Consider the following 21,779-nt stretch of genomic DNA (forward strand, 5'->3'; position numbering starts at 1 on the left):
TCGAGTACCCAAGCCACAACGGCTTAACCCGATGATGTGCGGTTCTGGCGAACAAAGTCCCAGGATGGGACCGCCAAAACCGCACATCATCGGGGTTACGAGGTCAGTGCGAGACAGCCTTCTCGACGCCGACACCGGTCAGCGAACGGACCTCCATCTCGGCCTGCTTCGCGGCGTTCTCCTGCTTGCGACGCCCGATGTAGGTGCCGATCACGGCCAGCAGGAAGCCGGCGGGGATCGAGACGATGCCCGGGTTCGACATCGGGAAGAAGTCGAAGTCGGCATCGGGGAACATCGAGGTCGCCTTACCGGAGACGGCGGGCGAGATCACGATCAGTCCGATGCAGACGATCAGACCGCCGTAGATGCTGAACAGGGCACCGGTGGTGTTGAACTTCTTCCAGAACAGCGAGAACAGCAGCGTCGGCAGGTTGGCCGAGGCGGCAACCGCGAAGGCCAGGGCGACCAGGAAGGCGATGTTCTGCCCCATGGCCAGGATGCCCAGCACGATCGAGACGACACCGATGACCACCACGGTGATCCGCGAAACGCGAACTTGCTGTTCCTCAGAGGCCTTGCCGCGCTTGATGACACTGGCATAGATGTCGTGGGCAAACGAGGCGGAGGCGGTGATGGCCAGTCCGGCCACCACAGCAAGGATGGTCGCGAAGGCCACCGCCGAGATCACGGCCAGGAAGATGGTGCCACCGAGCTCGAAAGCCAACAGTGGTGCCGCTGAGTTCTCCTTGCCCGGTGCGGCGAGGATCTTGTCCGGGCCAACCGATTTGGCGGCACCGTAACCGAGAACCAGGGTGAACAGGTAGAAGGCACCGATGAGTCCGATCGCCCAGGTCACCGAGCGGCGCGCCTCTTTGGCGGTCGGGACCGTGTAGAAGCGCATCAGGACGTGGGGCAGACCTGCGGTACCGAGAACCAAAGCGATACCCAGCGAGATGAAGTCGAGTTTCGACATCTCACTGATGCCGTACTTCGCACCGGGAGCAGCGATGTCACGGCCCGCCACCGCCTCGTTTGCCGAACCACTCACGGTGGCCTGCGCATCGGCGATCAACTGCGAGAAGTTGCCCTTCACCGCGAACAACACCAGAAAGAACATGATGCCGGCACCGGCGATGAGGAGAACCGCCTTGACCATCTGGACGTAAGTGGTGCCCTTCATGCCGCCGATGAGGACGTAGGCGATCATCAGGACGCCGACCACCGCGACCACAACACTCTGCCCGAACTTGCCGTCGATGTTCAGCAGCAGGGCGACAAGTCCACCGGCACCGGCCATTTGGGCGAGCAGGTAGAACAGCGACACCGTCAGAGTCGACAATGCCGCAGCCATCCGGACCGGACGTTCCTGCAGTCGGAAGCTCAGGACATCGGCCATCGTGAACCGGCCGGTGTTGCGCAGCAGTTCGGCAACGAGGAGCAGGGCCACCAGCCAGGCAACGAGGAAACCGACCGAGTAGAGGAAACCGTCGTAACCGTAGACGGCAATGGCGCCGGCAATACCGAGGAACGATGCGGCCGACAGATAGTCACCGGCGATCGCGAAGCCGTTCTGCGGTCCGGAGAACTGGCCGCCGCCGGTATAGAAGTCCGAGGCCTTCTTGGTGGTCTTGCTGGCCCGGATCACGATCGTCATGGTGATGACGACGAATGCCACGAAGATGGCGATATTGAGTGCGGGATTGCCGACCGAGGCGGTGTCCGCGGCGAGAGAGGTCATTTGATCGGTCCTTCCAACTCTTCGCGGATGGCCGCGGCACGTGGATCGAGGTCACGATTGGCGAATCGCACGTATACGGCTGTGATGACAAACGTCGAGACGAACTGCCCGAGACCGAAGATGATGCCGATGTTGATGTTGCCCCACACTTTGGTGGCCATGAAGTCATGCGCATACGTGGCGACGACGACATAGAGCATGTACCAGGCCAGGAAGAAGCCCGTCAGGGGGAAGACGAACACGCGTAGTCGACGGCGCAGATCCTGGAACTCCGGACTTGCCTGCATGTCGATGAACGCCTGCGCGTCCGGGGTCGGTCGCTCGGGCGACCTCTCCGGGCTCAGGTCTGATGCGGTCACGGGAGTCTCCTGACATAAGTGAGTGATAGAACCTGTCAGAAGACGTTAATGAGGTCCAGGTCACATGAATATGGCGTGGTCGCAGTCACACGGTGAGCTGTCGAACTGTGCGACGAACGGTCGATTCTGAGCGACGAACGGTAAGCGAAGGGCATCGGGAGCTGTGCCCTGGCTGTCAGCGGTGAAAAGTGGTTCGGACGATGTTGAAAACGAATCGAAACGCCGGCGCGAAGGCTATGTTGCCCAGAGAACCGTCTGGGAGGATTGAGTCCATGGGGAGAGGTCTGCCGGATTCGCTGGCCGGAGTTGGGTTGACTGCGATCGGAGTGGCGTTGATCCGCGCGCGTGAAACGGTACGCGCGAACGCTCTGTTCGCGGATCCGTATGCAAAGCTCTTCGCCGAGGCCGCCGAGACAGCGTTCTTCGACCCGGACGCGCCCGAGGACGCTGTCGACACGTGGGAGCGGATGCGACAACTCGTTGACGACTTCTACGAAGATCGCGTTCTGGCCACGAAATTCTTCGACGACTTCTTACTCGCGGCCTGCGAGCAAGGGTGCGAGCAGGTCGTCATCCTGGGGGCCGGCCTGGACACACGCGCTCTGTCGTCAGGAGCGTGCTCACCACCATCACTGAACTCTCAGTTCAGGGCAGCCGGCTTGCTCAGATCGCCCAACTCGCAGCGGCACCATCGCAATCAACGTCCGAGCGGTACAAAAGACTCAAAACGCTTGTCGGCGCGAACGACACCGATACCACGGGGCGCACCGACCGCGACAACACCAGCCGGCTCGACCACATGAACTGGCAGACAATCATTCATAGTCAATCCGATCTGCAATCCCGCTACGGTCGGCTCACCCCAACCCCCGAAGGCAACCAGTATCTGACCGCGGTTCTCAAGCCGCCGGAATCCACACCCACTGCATCGGACTCCATCTCCTTTGCCCAGCGCAATCCCTGTGGTTGATGCAGCACCAGATTTCTTGCGATCTGCGATGTACCGACCGTCTCGAAAATCGCGTTGGTGTCAGCGCTCCTCCCCGAAGTCCAGACCCACCTCGCGATCACGCCCGACACCGAGCCCTTCCGGTGCGTGAAGACGGGTCAGCAACCGCCCGACATCAGCCGGGACCCGGTCCGCCGTCAACTTGCTGACCAGCACCATCGTGGCAAACGCCAACGGCACACTGACCGCCGCCGGATAGCCGACCAGCACCGCGGGCCAACCGCCGAGCATGCCGTCGTCGATGCCGCCCAACGATGTCGCGAGGGCGGCGCCACCGGCGACCACACCGCCGACGATCAGGCCGGCCGCCGCACCGATCGCGGTGAGCCCCCGCCACCAGATGCCCAGGACCAGCAGCGGGCACAACGTCGACGCCGCCACCGCGAACACCAGACCCACCGTCCGGGACAGATCGATGGAGGTCACCCCCACTGCCAGCAACAGCGGCACCAGACCGGCCAGCACCGACGCGGCCCGGAAGTCGCGGACCCGTCCACGCAGCACATCGGTGCTCAGGACACCCGCCACGCTGACCAGCAGGCCGGACGACGTGGCGAGGAAAGCCGCGATGGCGCCTGCGGCCACCAGTGCCGCGACCAACTGACCTCCGATGCCCGACAACACCGAGCCCGGCAGCAACAGGACAGCCGCATCCGACGCCCCGGTGATGAGTAGCTGCGGAACCCACAGACGCGCGAAGACACCGAGCAGGGTGGGGAACAGATAGAACACCCCGAGCAGACCCACCACCGCCAGCGACGTCGCGCGGGCGGCCCGGCCATCCGGATTCGTATAGAAACGGACCAGCACATGCGGGAGCCCCATGGTGCCCAGGAAGATCCCGATGATCAGTGAGAAGACCTGGAACATCGCGTGGTCCCCGCCGAAACCCCAGCCCGGGGTGGCCCATTCATCGTGGGTCGACGGTGCACCGGAGACCACCGGTACCGCCGATCCGGCGGCGAGTTCGAGTTCGGACCCCGAACTGAGCGTGTGCTCACCCGGGGACAGTGTCACCGGCCCGGTCATCGCGATGTCGTCGACCTCCCCGAACACGACCACCTCGAGTGGGGCGGCCACGGTGACGACGACATCCGTCGTGATGTCGACGGTGGTCGCCGCCGACACCGTCGGCGGCGCGTCGGAACCCTGATCATCGTCGGCCCCGTAGAAGTGGATGGCCAGAACGATCGCCGGCACCGCGACGGCGGTGAGTTTGAGCCAGTATTGAAAGGCCTGCACGAAGGTGATCGAACGCATCCCACCGCCGACAACATTGGCGATCACGATCAGCGCCACCACCACTGCACCGACCCACGGCGGGATACCCAGCAGGATGTTGAGGGTCAGGCCTGCGCCTTGGAACTGCGGCACCATGTAGAGGATGCAGATGAGAACCACGACGGCGGTCGCCAGCTTGCGTAAACGCTTGGACTGCAATCGGAATTCGGCAAAGTCCGGGACGGTGTAGGCGCCGGATCTGCGCAGCGGTGCCGCCACGAACAGCAACAGGCCGACGTACCCGGCGGTGAAACCGATCGGATACCACAGGGCGTCGGCGCCGTACTTCGCGATCAGACCCGCGACGCCGAGAAATGAGGCGGCAGAGAGATACTCACCGGAGATGGCGGCGGCGTTCCATCGGGGTCCGACGCTGCGGGAGGCCACCAGGAAGTCGGATGTCGTGCGGGCCAGTCGGACTCCGTAGGCGCCGATGGCAACGGTCGCGACCGCGGCGACCACCAATGCGATGAGTGTCGGGATGGGTACCGACTGGCCGGAAATCGTCTGCATCTGCGGTGTCAGTCGTCGACCAGGTCGCCGAACTCTTGCTCATTTCGGTCGGCGAGACGGTTGTAGACCCAGCAGACGCCGACCAGCAGCGGATAGACCGTGAATCCAAGGATCCACCAGGGCAACAGGATCCCGAAGATCGACACCTCCGTGAGCCACGGGAAGATCTTCATCACCACCGGTATCGAACACAGCACCAGCAGGGTGGGCGCGGCCAGCCGCAGTGCCAGCCCGAGCTGCGCCCGCATCAACCCGCGGATGAGCGCGTCGCCGACCTCGGTCTGCTCTTGGACCTCCACCCGGGTTCGGACCGTCCGCGCTCCTCGGCGGGTGGCGAGCACCACCCGTTCCCGGGCTCGGGGCAAGTCCTCTCCGGCGGTGGTCATCGGGTGAGGCGCTCTTGTTTGGGACTGCGGACGAGACGATCCTTGAGTTCCCTCGTGTGCCGCCGGCTCACCGGCAACTCCACCACCGCCGCATTCGGACCCGGGCGAAGGAGAACGACCATGCCGGAGCCAACCGTGCGAATGCCGGTGACCAGCGACGACGACACCAGGTACGAACGGTGTACCCGTAGGAAACCGGCTTGGGCCCAACGGTTTTCAAGCGACGAGATGGGGATGCGAACGAGATGGGACCCGGCGGCGGTGTGCAGCCTGGTGTAGTCGCCCTCGGCTTCCACCCAGGCCACGTCCGAGCGGTTGACGAGCGTGGTGGAGCCGCCCATCTCGACCGGGATCACCTCATCCGGATCCTCGGCGCCAACGGATGGCGGGCTCGCGCCGGGTTCAGCGGCCTCTCGCTGTTCGACAACCCGCCGGACCGCCTCTGCAAGACGCTGCGCTCGTAGCGGTTTGAGGAGATAGTCGAGTGCGCCGAGATCGAACGCGGCCACCGCCCGGTCGTCGTGTGCGGTCACGAACACCACCGCAGGCGGGTTGGCGAACGCCGCCAGCACCCCGGCCAGTTCGAGTCCGTCGAGGCCCGGCATGTTGATGTCGAGGAACACCGCGTCGATGCTGTCGGGACGGTCCTTGATCAGACGCAATGCGGTGGTCGCGTCACCTGCGGTGAGCACCTCGGCCACTGCATCCTCTGCGCGCAGCAGATACGCCAGTTCATCGAGTGCCGGCCATTCGTCATCGACGGCCAGCACCGTCAGTGCCGGCCGTTTCGCGGGCGCGGAATCCTTGTTCATCTGTGACACAACAGGGTCTATCGTGCCACGCGCGGCCGCCGAACCGGACTACATCGCCGCGCAACCCGCATCGACCGGCAATGCGACGCCGGTGACGTACCGAGCCTTCTCACTCACCAGCCACACCACCGCATTGGTGACGTCCTGGGCCTCGACCCACGGGACGGGCAGCAGGTTGCCCGCCATGGGACCCGACGAGCGTCCCTCGGCATGCATCTGCGCCATGTACTCGTTGAGGATCATCGGTGTCGCGACCCCGGTCGGATGAACCGTGTTGACGCGGATGTTGTGGGCCGCGTACGCGTTTGCCGCCGAATGCATCAACCCGACGATCCCGTGCTTGGAGGCGGCGTATCCGAAGACCGCCGCACTCCCGTCACCACCGCGTCCGGTCAGACCCTGAACCGAACTGGTCAGGACGATCGATCCACCCCGGCCTTTGCGGATGATCGAGGGCACGGTGGCCGTGATCGTGTTCCAGGCCCCGAACAGATTTGTTTCGACGATGTCGCGGTAGAGCTGCTCATTCTTCGGATCGGCGACTCCGAGCGCGACCACACCGGCATTGGCGACCACGATGTCGATCTCGCCGAGTTGGGCGACACCGGCTGCGACAGCGGCCTCGAGGTCGGCCAGTTGCCGCACATCAGCGGTATATGTCGAGATCCGGCGGCCTTTCTCCGTGACCAGGCGGGCGGTCTCGTCGAGGTCCTCTTTCGTGGCCAGCGGATACGGAATCGAGTCGATGTCGGCGCAGATGTCGATCGCGATGATGTCGGCGCCTTCGTCGGCCAGCGCCACACAGTGACTGCGTCCCTGCCCGCGCGCCGCCCCCGTGACCAGTGCGACCGAGTTGTCGAGTTCACCCATGCTGCTCAGGCCTCAGCCTTGACCGACCGTCGTTCCGCGTTCCTTCTTCTCGGCCTGGACCCCGGAGCTGAACCAGACGTCTTCTTCCTGGAAGTCGTACGTGCGCCATCCTTCTGGCGTCCGGATCAGCTTGTGGCGATACCAGCCGCCGCAGTCACTCTTCTCGGTTTGACCAGGCAGGATCATCGGGTTGTAGAACATCGCCCGCACCTCGGCGGTATCCCCGGTGATCGTGTAGTCGATGTTGGTGATGAAGTGCTGTTTCATCGGGAGCAAGGACATCGAGGCTTCCAGCCATGCCGAGATCTCCATCCGATTGCCCGTCGGGCCACCGACGGCGGAGTAGTCCACGCGCGCATCCTCGGTGTAGAGCGAGCGCCACAGGTCCCAATCCTCGGAGTCGACCGCCTTGGCGTAATTGGTCAGGTGCTGCTCGATTTCCAGCCGGTCGACAACTTCTTGGATCTCCACCTGACAACTCCTCGCTGCGGGAACTACTGACCACAGAACAGCATTCACGCCATCAGCGCGGCGCGGAAACGCTATTCTCCATTTTGGAAACTAGATTGCTTCGTATGATCTACGTCATAATCGTCCGCTGTCAAGATGCGGTCGAACTTGAGCATCAACGCGGCAGGAAGTAGCACTCGATGAGACATATCCCCGACGAGCTGGCAAAACGGTACAAAGACGATGGGTGGTGGACCGACGAGACCATCGGCGAGCTGGCCGCCCGTGGGCTGGCCGACCGCGGCCACCTCCCCTTCGAGGTGCACTCCGCGACCCACCCCTACGCGGGGACATTCGCCGACGTTGAACTCGTCGCCCGCCGGTTGGCCGCCGGCCTCCGTGATCGCGGCGTCGGCGAGGGGGACGTTGTCGTCGCACAGCTGCCCAACTGGATGGAGGCTGCCGCGACCTTCTGGGCCACCTCGTTCCTCGGGGCGGTCATCGTGCCCGTGGTCCACTTCTACGGCCCCAAGGAAATGACCCACATCATCGCGACCACGAAGCCGAAGGTGGTGATCACCGCCGACGGATTCGGGAAAATGACATACGAGCCAGACCTGTACCGCGACGTCCCGATCGTGGGTGTGGTCGGAGCGAGCTTTGACGCGCTCCTCGCGGATGAACCGATGACCGGGATCACCAAGGCCGATCCCGCTGCGCCCGTGCTGATCGCCTTCACCTCCGGAACGACCAGCAAGGCCAAAGGCGTCATCCACAGTCATCAGACCCTGGTCTGCGAAACGCGGCAGCTGGCCGCGCGATGGCCGCGAGACGGACAGCCACAGATCACCGGCGCACCGATCGGTCACTTCATCGGAATGGTCAGTGCATTCCTCATCCCGATCCTCGACGGCTATCCGATCCATCTGATCGACGTCTGGGATCCGGCTGTGGTGCTGCGGCTGATGACCGAGCGGAAGCTGAAAGTCGGTGGCGGCGCGCCATATTTCGTGACCAGCGTGCTCGATCACCCCGACTTCACACCCGCGCATCTGGAGTTCATGCCGTACGCCGGCCTCGGTGGTGCCTCCGTCCCGTTGACCTTCACCCGCCGACTGACCGAACTCGGCGTCACCGCTTACCGCTCCTACGGCAGCACCGAGCATCCCTCCATCACCGGGTCGAAGATCACCGACTCGGTCACCAAACGTACGGAGACCGACGGCAGTGCTCTCGAAGGCGTGGAGCTGAAGATCGCACCCGACGGCGAGATCCTCTCCCGCGGCCCCGACCTCTGCATCGGATACACCGATGACGTGTTGACTGCCAACGCTTTTGACTCCGATGGCTGGTACCACACCGGCGATATCGGAATACTCGACGAGAACGGCAGCCTGACGATCACCGACCGCAAGAACGACGTCATCATCCGTGGCGGCGAGAACATCAGCGCACAGGAGGTCGAAGAGGAATTGCTCGGTTTGCCGGGCGTGGCCGAGGCAGCCGCGGTCTCCGCACCCGATGCCCGACTCGGCGAACACACCGCAGCGGTCCTGCGACTCAAGCCGGGTGCGGTGATGCCCACGTTGGACGATCTACGTGCACATTTCACGGTATCCGGTCTGGCAAAGCAGAAATGGCCCGAGGAACTACATCAACTCGACGAGTTCCCCCGTACACCGAGCGGCAAGGTGCAGAAGGCTGCGATCAGGAAGATCGTGGCAGAGCGCAACCAACCGAGCGAAACATCCACCGTCTCAGGCTGACTCGGCGCGGAACGATCAGGAGATCGGCAGTAGCCCACGCTCGGCGAAGACCTTCTTCGCGGTGAGGGTGGCGTTCAGCGCGCGCGGGAATCCGCAGTAGACAGCCGAATGCAGCAGGGCCTCGATGATCTGGTGCGGCGACAGACCGACGTTGAGGGATGCATTGATGTGGACGTCGAGCTGCGGCTCGCATCCGCCGAGCGCTGTGAGCATCCCGAGGGTGACGAGCTGGCGGTCGCGCGGTTCGAGACCGGGTCGCGAGTAGATGTCGCCGAATCCCCATGCCACGACCTGGTGTGCGAGCTCTGGCGCAACATCTTTCAGCGAATCGATCACGTTCACACCGGCTTCTCCATCGATCGCGTCGAGCACCGATCGTCCATGGTCGTACCGTTGTTCGCGCGTGGTGGCGTCATTCATGGGTGTCTCCTGCATCGTTGTCGTTGCGGTCACCGGACGCGGCGGCCAGGTCATCACCGTCTTTCTTCATAGAACGCAGCGTAAGAGTTGGAGCGCACTCGAAGTCAACCCCTGGTGGGGTGCAATTCAGACCGAGATGCCCGGCCGGAACTTGGGTACCCGCATGCTCACCTTGGTCCCGGCACCGGGTGCGGTCTCGACCACCAGTCCGTAGTCATTGCCGAACGCCGCGCGCAACCGGTCGTCGACGTTGGCCAGGCCCACGTGCGCGTTCTCGGTGGCGCTGGGTCCGCCGGACCCGGTGACAATCGCATCGAGATCGCCGGAGCGCAGGAGTTCCGGATCCATACCGATGCCGTCGTCTTCGACGCTGATCACGCAATCCGTACCCTCGTCGGCCGCGATGATGGTCACCGTTCCACCCTCGGGCTTACTCGAAATGCCGTGCCGGACCGCATTTTCCACCAGCGGCTGCAACGCGAGGAAAGGCAGTACCACGTTGAGGACCTCGGGGGAGACCTGCAGCTTGACCGACAGTGAACCGCCGAATCTGGCCCGTTCCAACGTCAGATAGCGATCGATGTTGCGCAGTTCGTCGGCGAGCAGTGTGTACTCACCCGCCGCGCGAAACGAATAGCGGGTGAAGTCGGCGAACTCGAGGATGAGCTCACGGGCCTGGTCGGGATCGGTCCGCACGAACGACGCCACGGTACCCAACGCGTTGTAGATGAAATGGGGACTGATCTGCGCCCGTAGTGCGCGGACCTCCGCGCGGTCCAGACGGGCACGAGCGGCATCGAGATCGGCCAGCTCGATCTGATTGCCCGCATAGTGCGCCACCTCGGTGATCGCCGACAGCATGCCCGGTCCCGGCTGGTTCCTGGTGACGACACCGATCACACCCACCGATCCGGTGCCGTCGGCAGGCATCGGTTGCACGATCAGTGCGCGGACACCGGGCTCATCGAGTTCAGAGGCCTTGATGAGGATCCGGCGCCCTTCGGCCGCAGCTCGAACCGCGGCTTTCGCGAACTCTGTCGCGAGCCGTTCGTGGGACCCGGTCCAGGTCAGAACCACCCCGTCGGCGTCGGCGATGCCCAAGGCGTCGGCAGCGGTCAAACTCTGCAGATGCGGCGCGGCCTGCGCGGCCGAGTCGGCATTCAGACCTCGGCGCAAGGGCCGGGCCGCGAGTGAGGCGGTGTGCAGGGTCGCGTGAACCGCACGCTCGGCTGGTGTTGTCAGAGTCGGGCGGGTCCGAACCCGCAGTGCCACAACGGCAATCACAACCACCAATACCGCGATGACAACAACGGTGATCGTGATGCCCGACATCAGCGGCCGATCACGTTGTCGTGGGTCTGCTCAGCGATCGGCGACAGCGTCTGCCGCGCCGGCGGCCGCTGTGGTCACGGCGAACACCGACGGCCAGGCCCCGACCTTCTTGGCCAGCGGATGCGACGCGCCGAATGCGACGAGATATCCGGCAAGCAGGGATCCGGCCACGACCGGGCCTTTCTCCTGGTACCACCGGGTGGCGCACCAGCCACCGGCCGCGGCAAGCACTACCCCGCCGAGTTCGCGACGTCCGCTGTATCGAGCGGTGGCATATCCGCCGACGAGTCCGGCGGCAACAACTGGTGCAGTCAAGGGGGTACTCACCCTCAGGACTCTACCGCCGCCGGCGACACCGGGTCCCCGGACTCACCCGCTCAGCGCGGTGGTTGCCACGCGGGGTCGCGGCCCGAGAGTCCCAGTAACCGCTCGAGGTCCGAGGCATCCTCGGCAGTCGGCACGCGCGGCCCGAACGTCTTACCCGGCCCTTGGTGGTCCGGGGTCAGCATGTTGGGGGCAAAGGTCGCCGACGCTACCGCCGCTTCGGGTGCGGGGTCCCAGACCTGGCCGGTGGCCACCGCGAGATCCCAGCCGTGGACCACGTACTCCCACAGGATCATCGACATCGCCATGTCGCCGGGCATCGGGCTCTCCCCGAGATACAGCGGACGCTGGTCTGCGCCGGCGCGCACCGCCGCATCCAGTTGATCTGCGGCTGAACGGATCACCTCGGCAGCCGGCCCCGCCGCCTGCGGGACCTCGGCACCACCCGCCGGTGCCCGTCCATCGGGATCGGCGAACCCGGACGCAAAGGTGGCCAGCCAGCCCGCGACATGGTTACGCAGCTGTGCGACATCGAGTTCGGTGCATGGCGTCGGTGCGTGGTCGTGGCCGCCGGTGTTGGCGACGACGACCGCGAGATCGGACAGGACCGGTCGCAGTAGGTCAACAGTTGTGGTGGTCATGCCGTCGAGTCTTCTCCCCATCACCGGCCCGCGCTTGAAAAAACGCGACAGTCCGCGGCGGCATCTTCAGGCCATGGACTGAGTGCCGATGACCGACAGCAGGTCGAGACGCTCGCGGGCGGGCGTGCCCGGTTGTGGGAAATACACAAGGAGGTGCTGGTCCTCATTCTGGGTGACCAACGTTTCGCACTGCAGGGCGATCTCGCCGACCTCGGGGTGGATGAACCTTTTCAGGGCACTGACCCGGGTTGCCACCCGATGCTCCGACCACAACTCGACGAACTCTTCGCTGCCGGCCTGCAACCCTCCCACCAATTCCGTCACCACCGCATCGTCGCCTCGTTTGGCCGCGATCGCGCGTAGGTCGTTGACGTGCTTGCGACTCATCCTCGGGATGTCCTCCGGATTGAAACGGCGGCGGACCTCCGGATCGGTGAACCAGCGCCAGGTGACGAAACGATCCAGTCCGGTCACAGCCGATTGATCGCCGAAGAGCAGCATGTTCAGCCGGTTCTGCGCCAACGTCTCGCCGAGTTCTGAGATCACGCAGGCCGGGATGTCATCGAGCTTGTCGAGTAGATACAGCAGACCAGGCCCGACATGGGAGTCACCACCGATGCGAGGCGGTGGCGCATGTCCACACAGCAGATAGAGGTGGTCGCGTTCGTCGTCGGTGAGCCGGAGGGCGCGCGCCATGGATGCGACGATCTGCGTCGACGGGTGTGGGCCGCGCGATTGCTCGAGCCGGGTGTAGTAGTCGGTCGACATCCCGGCCAGGACAGCCACCTCGTCACGACGGAGTCCCGGTGTGCGACGGCGAACGCCTTCGGGCAGCCCCACGTCGCGGGGCACAAGAGCCGCGCGACGACGACGTAGGAAGTCGGCCAGCTCTTCGCGGTCCATGCGTGTGCTCACGCCAACCAGTGTGCTCGTCGGCGGTCATACCGGCCAGGGACCGGCGGTCCCCCGATAACCGGTCTCTGCCATGCACCATCCGACCCGGCCACGCTGAGTCCATGAACATTCAACAGGTAACCCTCGGAAAGACAGGACCTTCGGTCTCGCGAATCGGTCTCGGCGCGATGGGTATGTCCAGCATGTACGGTCCCAGCGACGACAGCGCGTCGATCGCCACGATCCATGCCGCGCTCGATGCCGGCGTGAACCTCATCGACACGGGCGATTTCTACGGAGGTGGCCACAACGAGATGCTGATCGGCCGGGCGCTACGCGAACGGCGTCGTGACGACGTGCAGCTCAGCGTGAAGTTCGGCGGACTCCGTTCTCCGGACGGCGGATTCGTCGGGTTTGATACCCGCCCGGCCGCGATGAAGAACTTCCTCACATATTCGCTGACCCGCCTCGGCGTGGATCACATCGACATCTACCGTCCGGCCCGACTCGACCCGGCAGTGCCGATCGAGGAGACCGTCGGCGCCATCGCGGAAATGGTCGACGCCGGCTACGTCCGCCACATCGGCCTGTCGGAGATGGGTAGCGATACGATCCGCCGCGCTGCGGCAGTCCATCCCATCGTCGACCTTCAGATCGAATACTCACTGATCTCTCGCGGTATCGAGTCCGGAATCCTGTCGACCGCCCGTGAACTCGGGATCGGGATCACCGCCTACGGCGTCCTGTCGCGCGGCCTGCTCAGCAACGCGGTGGGGGCCGGGACCACCTTCGCGCCCAACGACTATCGAACGCACACCCCACGTTTTCAGGGCGACAACCTGCGCAAGAATCTCGAGCTCGTGGACGCACTCGCCACGATCGCCGATCAGCGCGGCATCAGTGTCGCGCAGCTCGCCATCGCGTGGGTGCTGGCTCAGGGTGACGACATCATCCCGATCGTTGGCACCCAAAAGGTTTCACGGCTGCAGGATTCGCTTGGCTCCCTTGACATCAAGCTATCGGATGCGGAACTCGACACCATCGAGGCCACTGTCCCGGCCGGCGCCGCTGCCGGCGCTCGCTACGCCGAGGACCATATGGCGATGCTGGACAGCGAACGCTGAGAACTTCTTTGGTGCCTGCCCGGGTGGCGGTACCGTCAACTGAGTGACGACGATGTCGACAAGTCGCATTCCTTACTCATACTGATCAGGCGCATCTGAGCCGGAGCGGGTTGGCGGGTCGGTTTGGGTTGGCGAGTCGGATTCACGAGTGGTCAACTCCTGCATGGTTGCGGCCAATGCCGCACGGCGATCAGCGAGAACCTTCTCCCAGGCTGCTGCGAGGGTTTCGTTGACGTGTTGGGCCCGGTTGACCCGCGGTTTTCGTTCCGGATCCACCGACGCCGGCGGTATCCACCCGACCCGGCCTGCATCGGGGCCTTCGGTGATCATGATCGTCTGCCACTGATGCGGTCCGTCACCGATGAGTTTGTGGTGCGGCGGGCAGGCTGATCCCATCATGTCGATGTCGGTCAAACCACCATTGATCCAGGCAAGTAAGTGATGGGCCTCGACCCAGGTCGCCGGATTGGTACAGCCAGGATGTGAGCAACCGCGATCCCGGACGAACAACGCCAACCGTTGCCCCTTCTGCGCGGTCCGTTTGGTCCGGCCGAGATACAACACCTCAGCGGAGTGGTCAGCAAAGACAGCCAGATATTTGTCGGACCGGGCCGCCAGATCCAGGGCCTCTTTGACCGGAATATCGACTCCCGACGCCGTTCTGGCGATCCCCGCACACTCGTCGAGCTGCTGCTTGGTCATCGTGACAATCAACTGCGCCGGCAAACCACGATGCGACTTACCCAGCAGATTGCACTCCAAAATCGTCTTCAGGATCGCCTTGAACGCGTCGTGACATTGTTGGCCCTTCGAACGGGTATCCCGCTCGGCCGCAGCCTTGATCAGCTCTTTGTCCTGTTTCGGATCATCGGACGCACCGGTCGGCGAGTTCGGGTCGGCTGGATTGTTCATCCCCGGTGCCGCCCACACATCCATCACCGTCCTCAACAGGGCCAGCGTTTCGGGATCGAGGGTGCCGGTGATCTTGGCCATCAGATCCACCCCCTGATCCCCGATACCCAGCGAGCGTTTGCGGGCCCGATCCGAATCGTCGGTCAACCGACCATCAGGATCGACCCGGGCCAACACCGCACGGCCGGCGGCGGTCAACTGGGTGGGATCTTGGCCGACAGCTTCTTCGGTCATCCAATGATCCACCACGTCATAGACTGCCGGGTCCGAGGCCGATGGGATCTGTTTGCGCACATCCAACATGACATCCATATGCGCCGCCCCGATCAAACCGCGTGACCACGCCTGTTCTGCGGCAGGGCATTTCGGCGCCAACTCTTCACCCTGCATCGTATGGAACCGGCCGACCGCCTCCAGGGCTCGGATCCGGGACATGGTTTGCCCTTTGCTCAGCCGCAACTCGCTACGGGTGAAACCGAACAGTGACGAATACCCGGCTTCGGTAAACGATGACCGATCCGAGACCCGCAACAGGTGACGCAACCCGGTGAACTCGACCTTACGGGCGATCCGTTCATGCACCCGCACAAGCTCATTGACTTCCGCGCCAGACATATCGGAATCAGCGCAGTCCGCGATATCGGCAACGAGCAACTCCAACTCGAGGTACTTGCGCACCAGTACCGGAACCGGCGAGGAATCAACCGAAGAGTCAACAGGTGGATCGTCAGTCATCATGCCCCCCAGCACATCTGATCGAAGTATTGCCATAAGTCTACCCGCGATGCCACCAGATGTCGAATGTTTGTTCGACTCAAGACGCCGAGCTTCTTCCGTAGCTTGATAGCGCTGCCCGGCCCCGCGTTATCGCGATCTGATGCGATAGGTTCGCCGGATGACGGCACTCGTGAGTGAGCTCATCCGTGGGGTCCGCAACCAACTCACCCCATCGGAACGACTGGTCATCGAAGTGTTGCTCGAGGACTACCCGGTACCCGGGCTCGGATCAGCCGCCTCCCTGGCACAACAGGCACAGGTGAGTGTGCCGACGGTGGTCCGCCTCGTTGCGAAACTGGGTTTCGACTCCTATTCCGATTTTCGCGAGCAACTCAAAAGCGAACTCGCCCAGAGGCTATATGTCCCGACCGACCGATACCCCGACGATTCGCGCCGGTCGGCCACCACCTTCTTGGAATTGGCCGAGAAATCGGTGGCAGAGTCAGTACGCCGCACCTTTTCCGACATCCGGCCCGCAGACTTCGAAAGGCTGGTCCACCTACTCGCCGACACCAGCCGCCCCGTGTACATCACCGGCGGGTGGTCGTCGGTGGTGCTCGGTCAACACCTGGCCTCGTACTTGTCCCTCCTGCGTTCCGGGGTCCAACTGGTTGCCGTCGACAGCGGTAGTCGGACCCGGGCACTACTGGGCCTCGACGAGCACGCGGTCGTGGTCACATTCGATTACCGCAGCTACCAACCCGATACCGTCACGTTCGGGCGCCAGGCCAAGCGCCTCAATGCCACGCTGGTGCTGATCACCGACCCGATCCTCTCGCCCCTGGCACCAGACGCAGACGTCGTGCTCACCTCATCGGTGTCCGGCCCGCCACCGTTCGACGCACTCACCTGTGGGCTGATGCTGGTGGAGACGATGCTCAGCGTGCTCGCCGAACGACTCGGCGAACCCGCGCACCATCGCCTGGCCGGCTTCGAACAACTGCTCGCCGACCCCAAAGCGACAGACTGGCCGGACTCAGAGCCGTAACACTGAATTAACTGTTACAGATGGGCTCTATCACTGAACGGGATATAACATTGAGCCGTCCGCACCGGACGCCCATACTGCTCCTGCGAGAGTGCGCCCATGACAACACCTTTCGACTCTCATGCGCTTGACGAGTTGGTCCAACCCCATCGTGTCCATGCCAGCCTCTACACCGATCAGCAAGTATTCGCCTCCGAGATGGAGCGCGTCTTCGGTGGAACCTGGGTCTACCTCGCGCATGAAAGCGAGATCCCCGCACCCAACGATTTTGTGCGTAAGCGGCTCGGCCTACGGCAGGTCATCGTCACCCGCGACCGAGGTGGCTCAGTCCACGTCCTGATCAACCGTTGCACGCATCGCGGCGCCACCGTCTGCCGGAATGATTCGGGCAACAGCAAAAATTTCGTATGTCCCTACCACAACTGGAGTTTCGACAACACCGGTCGACTGATCGGCGTTCCGATGAAAGGCGGATACGGCCACTCTTTCCAGCCCTCGAACATGGGGCTTGGACGCGTGCGTACACAGTCCTATCGCGGACTTGTGTTCGCCACCCTCAATCCGGAGATGCCAGATCTGGAAGCTCACCTCGGTCCGGCCACCACCCTGATCGATCAGTGGCTCGACCGCTGGCCCGGCGCGCAACTGGAGGTCAGATCAGGACAGCACCGGCTCAGTTATCGCGGGAATTGGAAGCTGACATACGACAATTCGGCCGACGGCTACCACCCTGGCTATTCACATGCCTCATTGTTGAAGATGCGGAAGGAGCGCTATGGGGTCGGCGTCGACATGCAGTGGGTACTGGGCGACGTCGACAGCGGCTTGCAAAGCGTGACAGATCTGGGGAACGGTCACACCTTCCTCGATCAGCGCGACGAGATCGTCGAGTACTGGAGCAGTGCAGCTCCGATGCCCGGCGGCGACCGGTACGCGGAGATTCTGCGAGAACGCCTGGGCCACCGCACCGCCGCCGCCGCATTGGATGTTGCGGTCGGATCCGGCATGAACCTCAATATCTTCCCGAACCTACTGATCATCGGCAATCAGATCCAGGTGATCGAACCTTACGGTGTCGCCGAGACCACCCTGGTCTGGTACTCCACCCGACTTGTTGCCGATGACTTACCTGATGAGATCAACACCTTACGGATGCGCCTGCAAGAAGATTTCCCGGCATTCGGCGAGCCGGACGACCTCGCGAACTTTGAGGAATGCCAAGTGGGACTGGGTATACCCGAGATGGAGTGGGTTGATACCAGCCGCCATCTCGATACCGGCCGTCAGAGTCTGAACGACGTCGGGCTCCCCACCGCACCGGTCTCGAGCGAATTGCCGGTGCGGGCGTTTTGGGCCGAATGGAAACGCATCATGACCTCGGACACAAAACTGGCTGTCGAAACGGCCGACGGGAGCACACCGTGACCCGGTCGGACGAGCTCAACATTCCACTCCTCGAGGACATCGTCACCGACACTCTGCACTCAACTTATATCGACGACGACTACTACGCCGTGATGCGGGGGGACGTCGCCGAATTCGATTGCCGTGGGACAACACTGGACGAGGACGAGCGCACTGTCTACGAATCACTGATCCTTCACGAGAACTGGTTGCTCGACCGCCGACGGTACGAGGAATGGTTCGGTTTGATGGCCCGGGAGTGCATGTACTGGATACCGGCCACGTCAGGTCTCCCAGACGGCACCGCGGGTGATCCGCAGACACACGTATCCATCGCCTGCGACGATCGCCGCCGACTGGCCGATCGGATTGTCTGGTTACGCACAGGAGTTGCGTACTCCCAGCTTCCGGCGTCATCCACCAGTCACTCACTGACCGGGTTCATCAGGGTGCCCACCGAACGTCCCGGCGAGGTCAAGATCCGAGCCCAGTTCGTGGTCCACGAAGTTCGCGCCGGCCACACCCTCCAGACGATGTCCGGATGGGTGGGCTACGTGTTGACCACCGAAGACAACCAGATCCGCATCGCGCGAAAGATCGTCTGCCTTCTCGATGCTGCTCGTAGCCACCACAACCTCACCTTCTTCCTTTGATCGGAGTTCTCCCATGACCTCAGCAATGGACGCCGGTTCCGCAATCGGCACCAGCGACTTCATCGAAAAGTACGGCCTCTGGACCGACGAACAAAAGGCTGCCGCAGCCGAGATCGAACGCAAGCTGCCAGAATGGGACCTGCGTACGATCCGTGTGTCGTCGACCGATCCGCACGGCAAACTGCGCGGCAAGTCTGTCTTGTCCGGCTTGTTTCCATCCGTTCTGCGCAATGGCCTGGACTTCTCCACGGCGATCTTCTACTTCGACACCGCCGACGGCATCGTCTACAACCCGTTCGTGTCAGACGGCAGTCTCGGCAACAAACAACTCGGGGGTTTCCCCGATGTGATCCTCGTTCCGGACCCACTGACCTTCCGCGTGCTCCCCTGGGTGGACCGCACCGGATGGTGCATGGGGTCGGTCTACTACAACGACGGCACGCCGGTTCCGTTCGACGGCCGCAATCAACTCAAGGCCCAACTCGAGCGGATGGAAAACGATTTCGGGTTCCGATTTCTCGGCGGACTCGAGGTCGAGTTCTACCTGACCAAGCTTGTCGACAAGCCCCTTCTCCCAGGCACACTCGGAGGGCCCGGCAGTCCTCCGGACGCGCCCGAGGTGACCGCCATCGCGCCGGGTTACGCCTATCAATCCGAAGACCACCAGGACCAGATCGAGGACGTCCTCTCTGTACTCGCCGACAACTTGATGGCTGTCGGCCTGCCACTGCGCACCATGGAGGATGAATGGGGTCCAGGCCAGTGCGAGTTCACCTTCTCGCCCATGGCAGGCCTCGATTGCGCCGACGCGATGATGCTGTTCAAGGTTGCCACCAAGCAGGTGGCGCGGCGGATGGGGTTACACGCGTCGTTCATGTGCGCACCGGGACTCCCCGGGTTCTACGCCAATGGCTGGCACCTGCACCAGTCACTGATTGATTCCGAGGGCGTCAACATATTCGCCACTGCGGCAAGCTCTTCCGAGATCCTGTCAGAACCGGCCAAGCAGTACATCGCCGGAATCCTCGAGCATGCCGACTCGGGTTCGGTCTTCACCACGCCGACAGTCAACGGATACCACCGCCGTAAGCCGTTCTCTCTGGCCCCAACGCGGGCCACATGGGGCATCGACAATCGCGCGGCGATGATGCGCGTCCAGGGCGGACCCGGCGACAGATCAACCCACGTCGAGAATCGGATCGGTGAGCCTGCGGCCAACCCGTACTTCTATGTCGCGAGCCAGGTGATCGCAGGTATGGAGGGTCTCACCCTCGGCATGGACCCCGGACCGGCCGAAGCCGAGCCCTATACCGCTGAGCACGCTCGACTGCTGCCGCCGACGCTGGAATCGTCGATCGAATACCTTCGCAAGAGCGCGGTCTACCGCGGCGCGTTCGGTGACGACTTCATCGACTGGTTCATCGGCCTGAAGGACTTCGAGGTCAAACGCTTCCTCGAAGCCGAGGGCTCCTTCGACCCCGACGTTGTCAGCGACTGGGAACACCGGGAGTACTTCGGCCAGTACTGACGACATCGAATCGGCGCGCACCCGGATAGCGCCCGCGTCGAGTTCGGCTCGGCGCGGCGTGTTAATTTGACACCGCTAATCCGTCGAAGAAGCCGAGGGTCCCCCGTGAGCAGTGACAAGCCGGTGCTTGTGCCCGATGAGACCTGCTGGAAGATCGCCGAGGCCGATCGACTCGCTGTGATCATCGACGCGGCCGACTACTTCAGGCATGCAAAGGCCGCGATGTTGCAGGCACGCAGCCGAATCATTCTTATCGGGTGGGATTTTGACACCCGGATCCAGTTCGAGCCCGAGGGCCAGACCCTCGACGGACCCAATGCACTCGGCGATTTCCTGAAGTGGTTGCCGCAGAACCGACCCGGGCTCAATATCAACCTCCTCAAGTGGAACTTGGGGTTGGGTGCGATCAACAGGGGGATGGCGCCGGTTTTCATTCAGAACTGGCTCACCGACCCCGCTCTGCAGTTCGAGAACGATCTGGTTCACCCGGTTGGCGCGGCACACCACCAAAAGATCCTGGTGATCGATGATCAGATCGCGTTCTGTGGCGGCATCGACATGACCGTCGACCGGTGGGACACCTCCGATCACCTCGATCAGAACGATCGACGCACCAAGCCCAACGGCAAGACCTATGGGCCCTGGCACGATGCGACCACCGCTGTTGACGGAGACGCGGCCCGGGTAGTCGGCGAGATGGCGCGGGCCCGGTGGCTGGCAGCAACCGGTCGCACCCTCGAGCAGATCACCGGCGGCGGGGACACTTATTGGCCCGACACACTGGTTCCGACCATGAAATCGGTCAACGTGGCCGTGGCGCGGACACTGCCAGAAATCCCGGGCCGGGACGAGGTGCGGGAGATCGAATCTCTATATCTCTCAGTCATCGCCGCCGCTCGGGACTACCTCTACATCGAAAGTCAATACCTCGCGTCCCGGACCATCGCCGAGGCCCTGGCCAAACGTCTGCGCGAAAGCGGAGGACCCGAGATCGTGATCGTCCTGCCCCGGCATGCCGACAGCTGGCTCGAACAGCAGGCGATGGACGGTGCCCGCCATCGCCTCCTCCAGTTCCTATGGCAGGCCGACACCGAAAAGCGTTTCCGCGCATACCATCCGGTGACCGCAGCCGGGGAACCGATATACGTGCACGCCAAGGTCTTGGTGATGGATGACCGTCTCCTGCGCGTGGGGTCATCCAATCTCAACAACCGGTCGATGGGCTTCGACAGCGAATGTGACCTCGCCGTCGAGATCGATCCCGACCTTCCAGAATCGAATGAGAACCGCATTGCGATCCGCGGAGTCCGAAATCGTTTGCTGAGTGAACACCTCGACGTCGACGCTGACGAACTTCAAGCTGTGATCAACCATTCCGGACTCGTCGCCGCCATCGACGCGATGTGCGGTGGCGGCAGGACCCTTGTCGAGTTCGATCACGACATCGTCGACGGCGAGGACAGCCCCTTCGCCGAGAACGAACTGATGGACCCCGAGCGGACCCGATCCTCGTTGTTGGAGAAGACGTATCGGCTGGTTGTGGGTCGACGACAGATCCGGGCCGCAGCCCACCGAGAGCTCGCTGGTACGCACTGACC

At 63.2% G+C, this 21,779-nt stretch carries 21 protein-coding genes and 1 pseudogene; 9 read left to right on the top strand and 13 right to left on the bottom strand.

Annotated elements, in window-relative coordinates; all coding sequences use genetic code 11:
- Window positions 1-103: 103 nt before the first annotated feature.
- A complete protein-coding gene (locus AC51GT_RS09260; protein ID WP_496328571.1) occupies window positions 104-1,738 on the bottom strand; it encodes a monocarboxylic acid transporter in 1,635 nt (544 codons plus the stop codon).
- Window positions 1,735-2,097 carry a DUF485 domain-containing protein gene (locus AC51GT_RS09265; protein ID WP_496328572.1) on the bottom strand — a complete coding sequence of 121 codons (363 nt, stop codon included), beginning with the start codon at window positions 2,095-2,097 and terminating at the stop codon, window positions 1,735-1,737. The genes AC51GT_RS09260 and AC51GT_RS09265 overlap by 4 nt, the downstream gene beginning before the upstream one ends.
- Before the next feature lie 272 nt (window positions 2,098-2,369).
- Here AC51GT_RS09265 and AC51GT_RS09270 point away from each other — a divergent pair.
- Together AC51GT_RS09270 and AC51GT_RS09275 are read left to right on the top strand one after the other, a co-directional pair.
- Window positions 2,370-2,690: pseudogene (locus tag AC51GT_RS09270) on the top strand (class I SAM-dependent methyltransferase); the annotation flags it as partial.
- A gap of 23 nt (window positions 2,691-2,713) precedes the next feature.
- Complete coding sequence (locus AC51GT_RS09275; RefSeq protein ID WP_496328832.1) at window positions 2,714-3,067, top strand: hypothetical protein; 354 nt, start codon at window positions 2,714-2,716, stop codon at window positions 3,065-3,067.
- Window positions 3,068-3,127: 60 nt separating this feature from the next.
- Here the strand turns inward: AC51GT_RS09275 and AC51GT_RS09280 are convergent, their stop codons facing one another.
- The 5 genes from AC51GT_RS09280 to AC51GT_RS09300 are packed head-to-tail and all read right to left on the bottom strand — an operon-like array spanning window position 3,128 to window position 7,439.
- Window positions 3,128-4,900 (bottom strand): sodium/solute symporter, encoded by a 1,773-nt coding sequence (locus AC51GT_RS09280; RefSeq protein WP_496324223.1) that lies wholly within the window; start codon window positions 4,898-4,900, stop codon window positions 3,128-3,130.
- An 8-nt stretch (window positions 4,901-4,908) separates the two neighbouring features.
- Window positions 4,909-5,286 carry a hypothetical protein gene (locus AC51GT_RS09285; protein WP_496328573.1) on the bottom strand — a complete coding sequence of 126 codons (378 nt, stop codon included), beginning with the start codon at window positions 5,284-5,286 and terminating at the stop codon, window positions 4,909-4,911.
- On the bottom strand, window positions 5,283-6,098 hold the full coding sequence (locus AC51GT_RS09290; protein WP_496328574.1) for a LytR/AlgR family response regulator transcription factor: 816 nt from the start codon (window positions 6,096-6,098) through the stop codon (window positions 5,283-5,285). Before AC51GT_RS09290 ends, AC51GT_RS09285 begins: the two co-directional genes overlap by 4 nt.
- A gap of 48 nt (window positions 6,099-6,146) precedes the next feature.
- A complete protein-coding gene (locus tag AC51GT_RS09295) occupies window positions 6,147-6,968 on the bottom strand; it encodes a mycofactocin-coupled SDR family oxidoreductase (protein ID WP_496328575.1) in 822 nt (273 codons plus the stop codon).
- Between the two features lie 12 nt (window positions 6,969-6,980).
- Complete coding sequence (locus AC51GT_RS09300) at window positions 6,981-7,439, bottom strand: nuclear transport factor 2 family protein (protein ID WP_496324227.1); 459 nt, start codon at window positions 7,437-7,439, stop codon at window positions 6,981-6,983.
- 179 nt (window positions 7,440-7,618) lie between these two features.
- Here AC51GT_RS09300 and AC51GT_RS09305 point away from each other — a divergent pair, with 179 nt between their 5' ends.
- The gene (locus AC51GT_RS09305; RefSeq protein ID WP_496328576.1) at window positions 7,619-9,184 is read left to right on the top strand and encodes an AMP-binding protein; all 1,566 of its coding nucleotides are present in this window, start codon (window positions 7,619-7,621) and stop codon (window positions 9,182-9,184) included.
- A gap of 15 nt (window positions 9,185-9,199) precedes the next feature.
- Here the strand turns inward: AC51GT_RS09305 and AC51GT_RS09310 are convergent, their stop codons facing one another.
- From AC51GT_RS09310 to AC51GT_RS09330, 5 genes are all read right to left on the bottom strand, one after another.
- Window positions 9,200-9,604 (bottom strand): carboxymuconolactone decarboxylase family protein, encoded by a 405-nt coding sequence (locus AC51GT_RS09310; RefSeq protein ID WP_482136393.1) that lies wholly within the window; start codon window positions 9,602-9,604, stop codon window positions 9,200-9,202.
- A gap of 126 nt (window positions 9,605-9,730) precedes the next feature.
- Entirely contained in the window at window positions 9,731-10,936 is a 1,206-nt protein-coding gene (locus AC51GT_RS09315; protein WP_496324230.1) for a sensor histidine kinase, read from the bottom strand.
- A 30-nt stretch (window positions 10,937-10,966) separates the two neighbouring features.
- Complete coding sequence (locus tag AC51GT_RS09320; RefSeq protein WP_496328577.1) at window positions 10,967-11,263, bottom strand: hypothetical protein; 297 nt, start codon at window positions 11,261-11,263, stop codon at window positions 10,967-10,969.
- A 50-nt stretch (window positions 11,264-11,313) separates the two neighbouring features.
- Window positions 11,314-11,901: a TIGR03086 family metal-binding protein gene (locus AC51GT_RS09325; protein ID WP_496328578.1), complete on the bottom strand. Its 588-nt coding sequence runs from the start codon at window positions 11,899-11,901 to the stop codon at window positions 11,314-11,316.
- A 66-nt stretch (window positions 11,902-11,967) separates the two neighbouring features.
- Window positions 11,968-12,804: a helix-turn-helix transcriptional regulator gene (locus AC51GT_RS09330; RefSeq protein ID WP_496328818.1), complete on the bottom strand. Its 837-nt coding sequence runs from the start codon at window positions 12,802-12,804 to the stop codon at window positions 11,968-11,970.
- Window positions 12,805-12,917: 113 nt separating this feature from the next.
- On the opposite strand from AC51GT_RS09330, the gene AC51GT_RS09335 reads away from it, so the two are divergent.
- On the top strand, window positions 12,918-13,919 hold the full coding sequence (locus tag AC51GT_RS09335; RefSeq protein WP_496328579.1) for an aldo/keto reductase: 1,002 nt from the start codon (window positions 12,918-12,920) through the stop codon (window positions 13,917-13,919).
- Window positions 13,920-13,991: 72 nt separating this feature from the next.
- Here AC51GT_RS09335 and AC51GT_RS09340 read toward each other — a convergent pair whose 3' ends face one another.
- Window positions 13,992-15,569 (bottom strand): HNH endonuclease signature motif containing protein, encoded by a 1,578-nt coding sequence (locus tag AC51GT_RS09340; RefSeq protein ID WP_496328580.1) that lies wholly within the window; start codon window positions 15,567-15,569, stop codon window positions 13,992-13,994.
- Between the two features lie 157 nt (window positions 15,570-15,726).
- Here AC51GT_RS09340 and AC51GT_RS09345 point away from each other — a divergent pair, with 157 nt between their 5' ends.
- The 5 genes from AC51GT_RS09345 to AC51GT_RS09365 all read left to right on the top strand — a co-directional run bounded on the left by AC51GT_RS09345 (window position 15,727) and on the right by AC51GT_RS09365 (window position 21,777).
- Window positions 15,727-16,596: a MurR/RpiR family transcriptional regulator gene (locus AC51GT_RS09345; protein ID WP_496328581.1), complete on the top strand. Its 870-nt coding sequence runs from the start codon at window positions 15,727-15,729 to the stop codon at window positions 16,594-16,596.
- A 99-nt stretch (window positions 16,597-16,695) separates the two neighbouring features.
- Window positions 16,696-18,021, top strand: coding sequence for an aromatic ring-hydroxylating oxygenase subunit alpha (locus tag AC51GT_RS09350; protein WP_496328582.1), 1,326 nt, complete (start codon window positions 16,696-16,698; stop codon window positions 18,019-18,021).
- Window positions 18,018-18,653, top strand: a complete 636-nt coding sequence (locus AC51GT_RS09355) for an aromatic-ring-hydroxylating dioxygenase subunit beta (RefSeq protein WP_496328583.1) — start codon at window positions 18,018-18,020, stop codon at window positions 18,651-18,653. The genes AC51GT_RS09350 and AC51GT_RS09355 overlap by 4 nt, the downstream gene beginning before the upstream one ends.
- Window positions 18,654-18,666: 13 nt before the next feature.
- Window positions 18,667-20,181 carry a glutamine synthetase family protein gene (locus tag AC51GT_RS09360; RefSeq protein WP_496328584.1) on the top strand — a complete coding sequence of 505 codons (1,515 nt, stop codon included), beginning with the start codon at window positions 18,667-18,669 and terminating at the stop codon, window positions 20,179-20,181.
- A 105-nt stretch (window positions 20,182-20,286) separates the two neighbouring features.
- Window positions 20,287-21,777, top strand: a complete 1,491-nt coding sequence (locus AC51GT_RS09365; RefSeq protein ID WP_496328585.1) for a phospholipase D-like domain-containing protein — start codon at window positions 20,287-20,289, stop codon at window positions 21,775-21,777.
- Window positions 21,778-21,779: the final 2 nt, after the last annotated feature.

The sequence above is a fragment of the Williamsia sp. z34 genome (assembly GCF_059553395.1).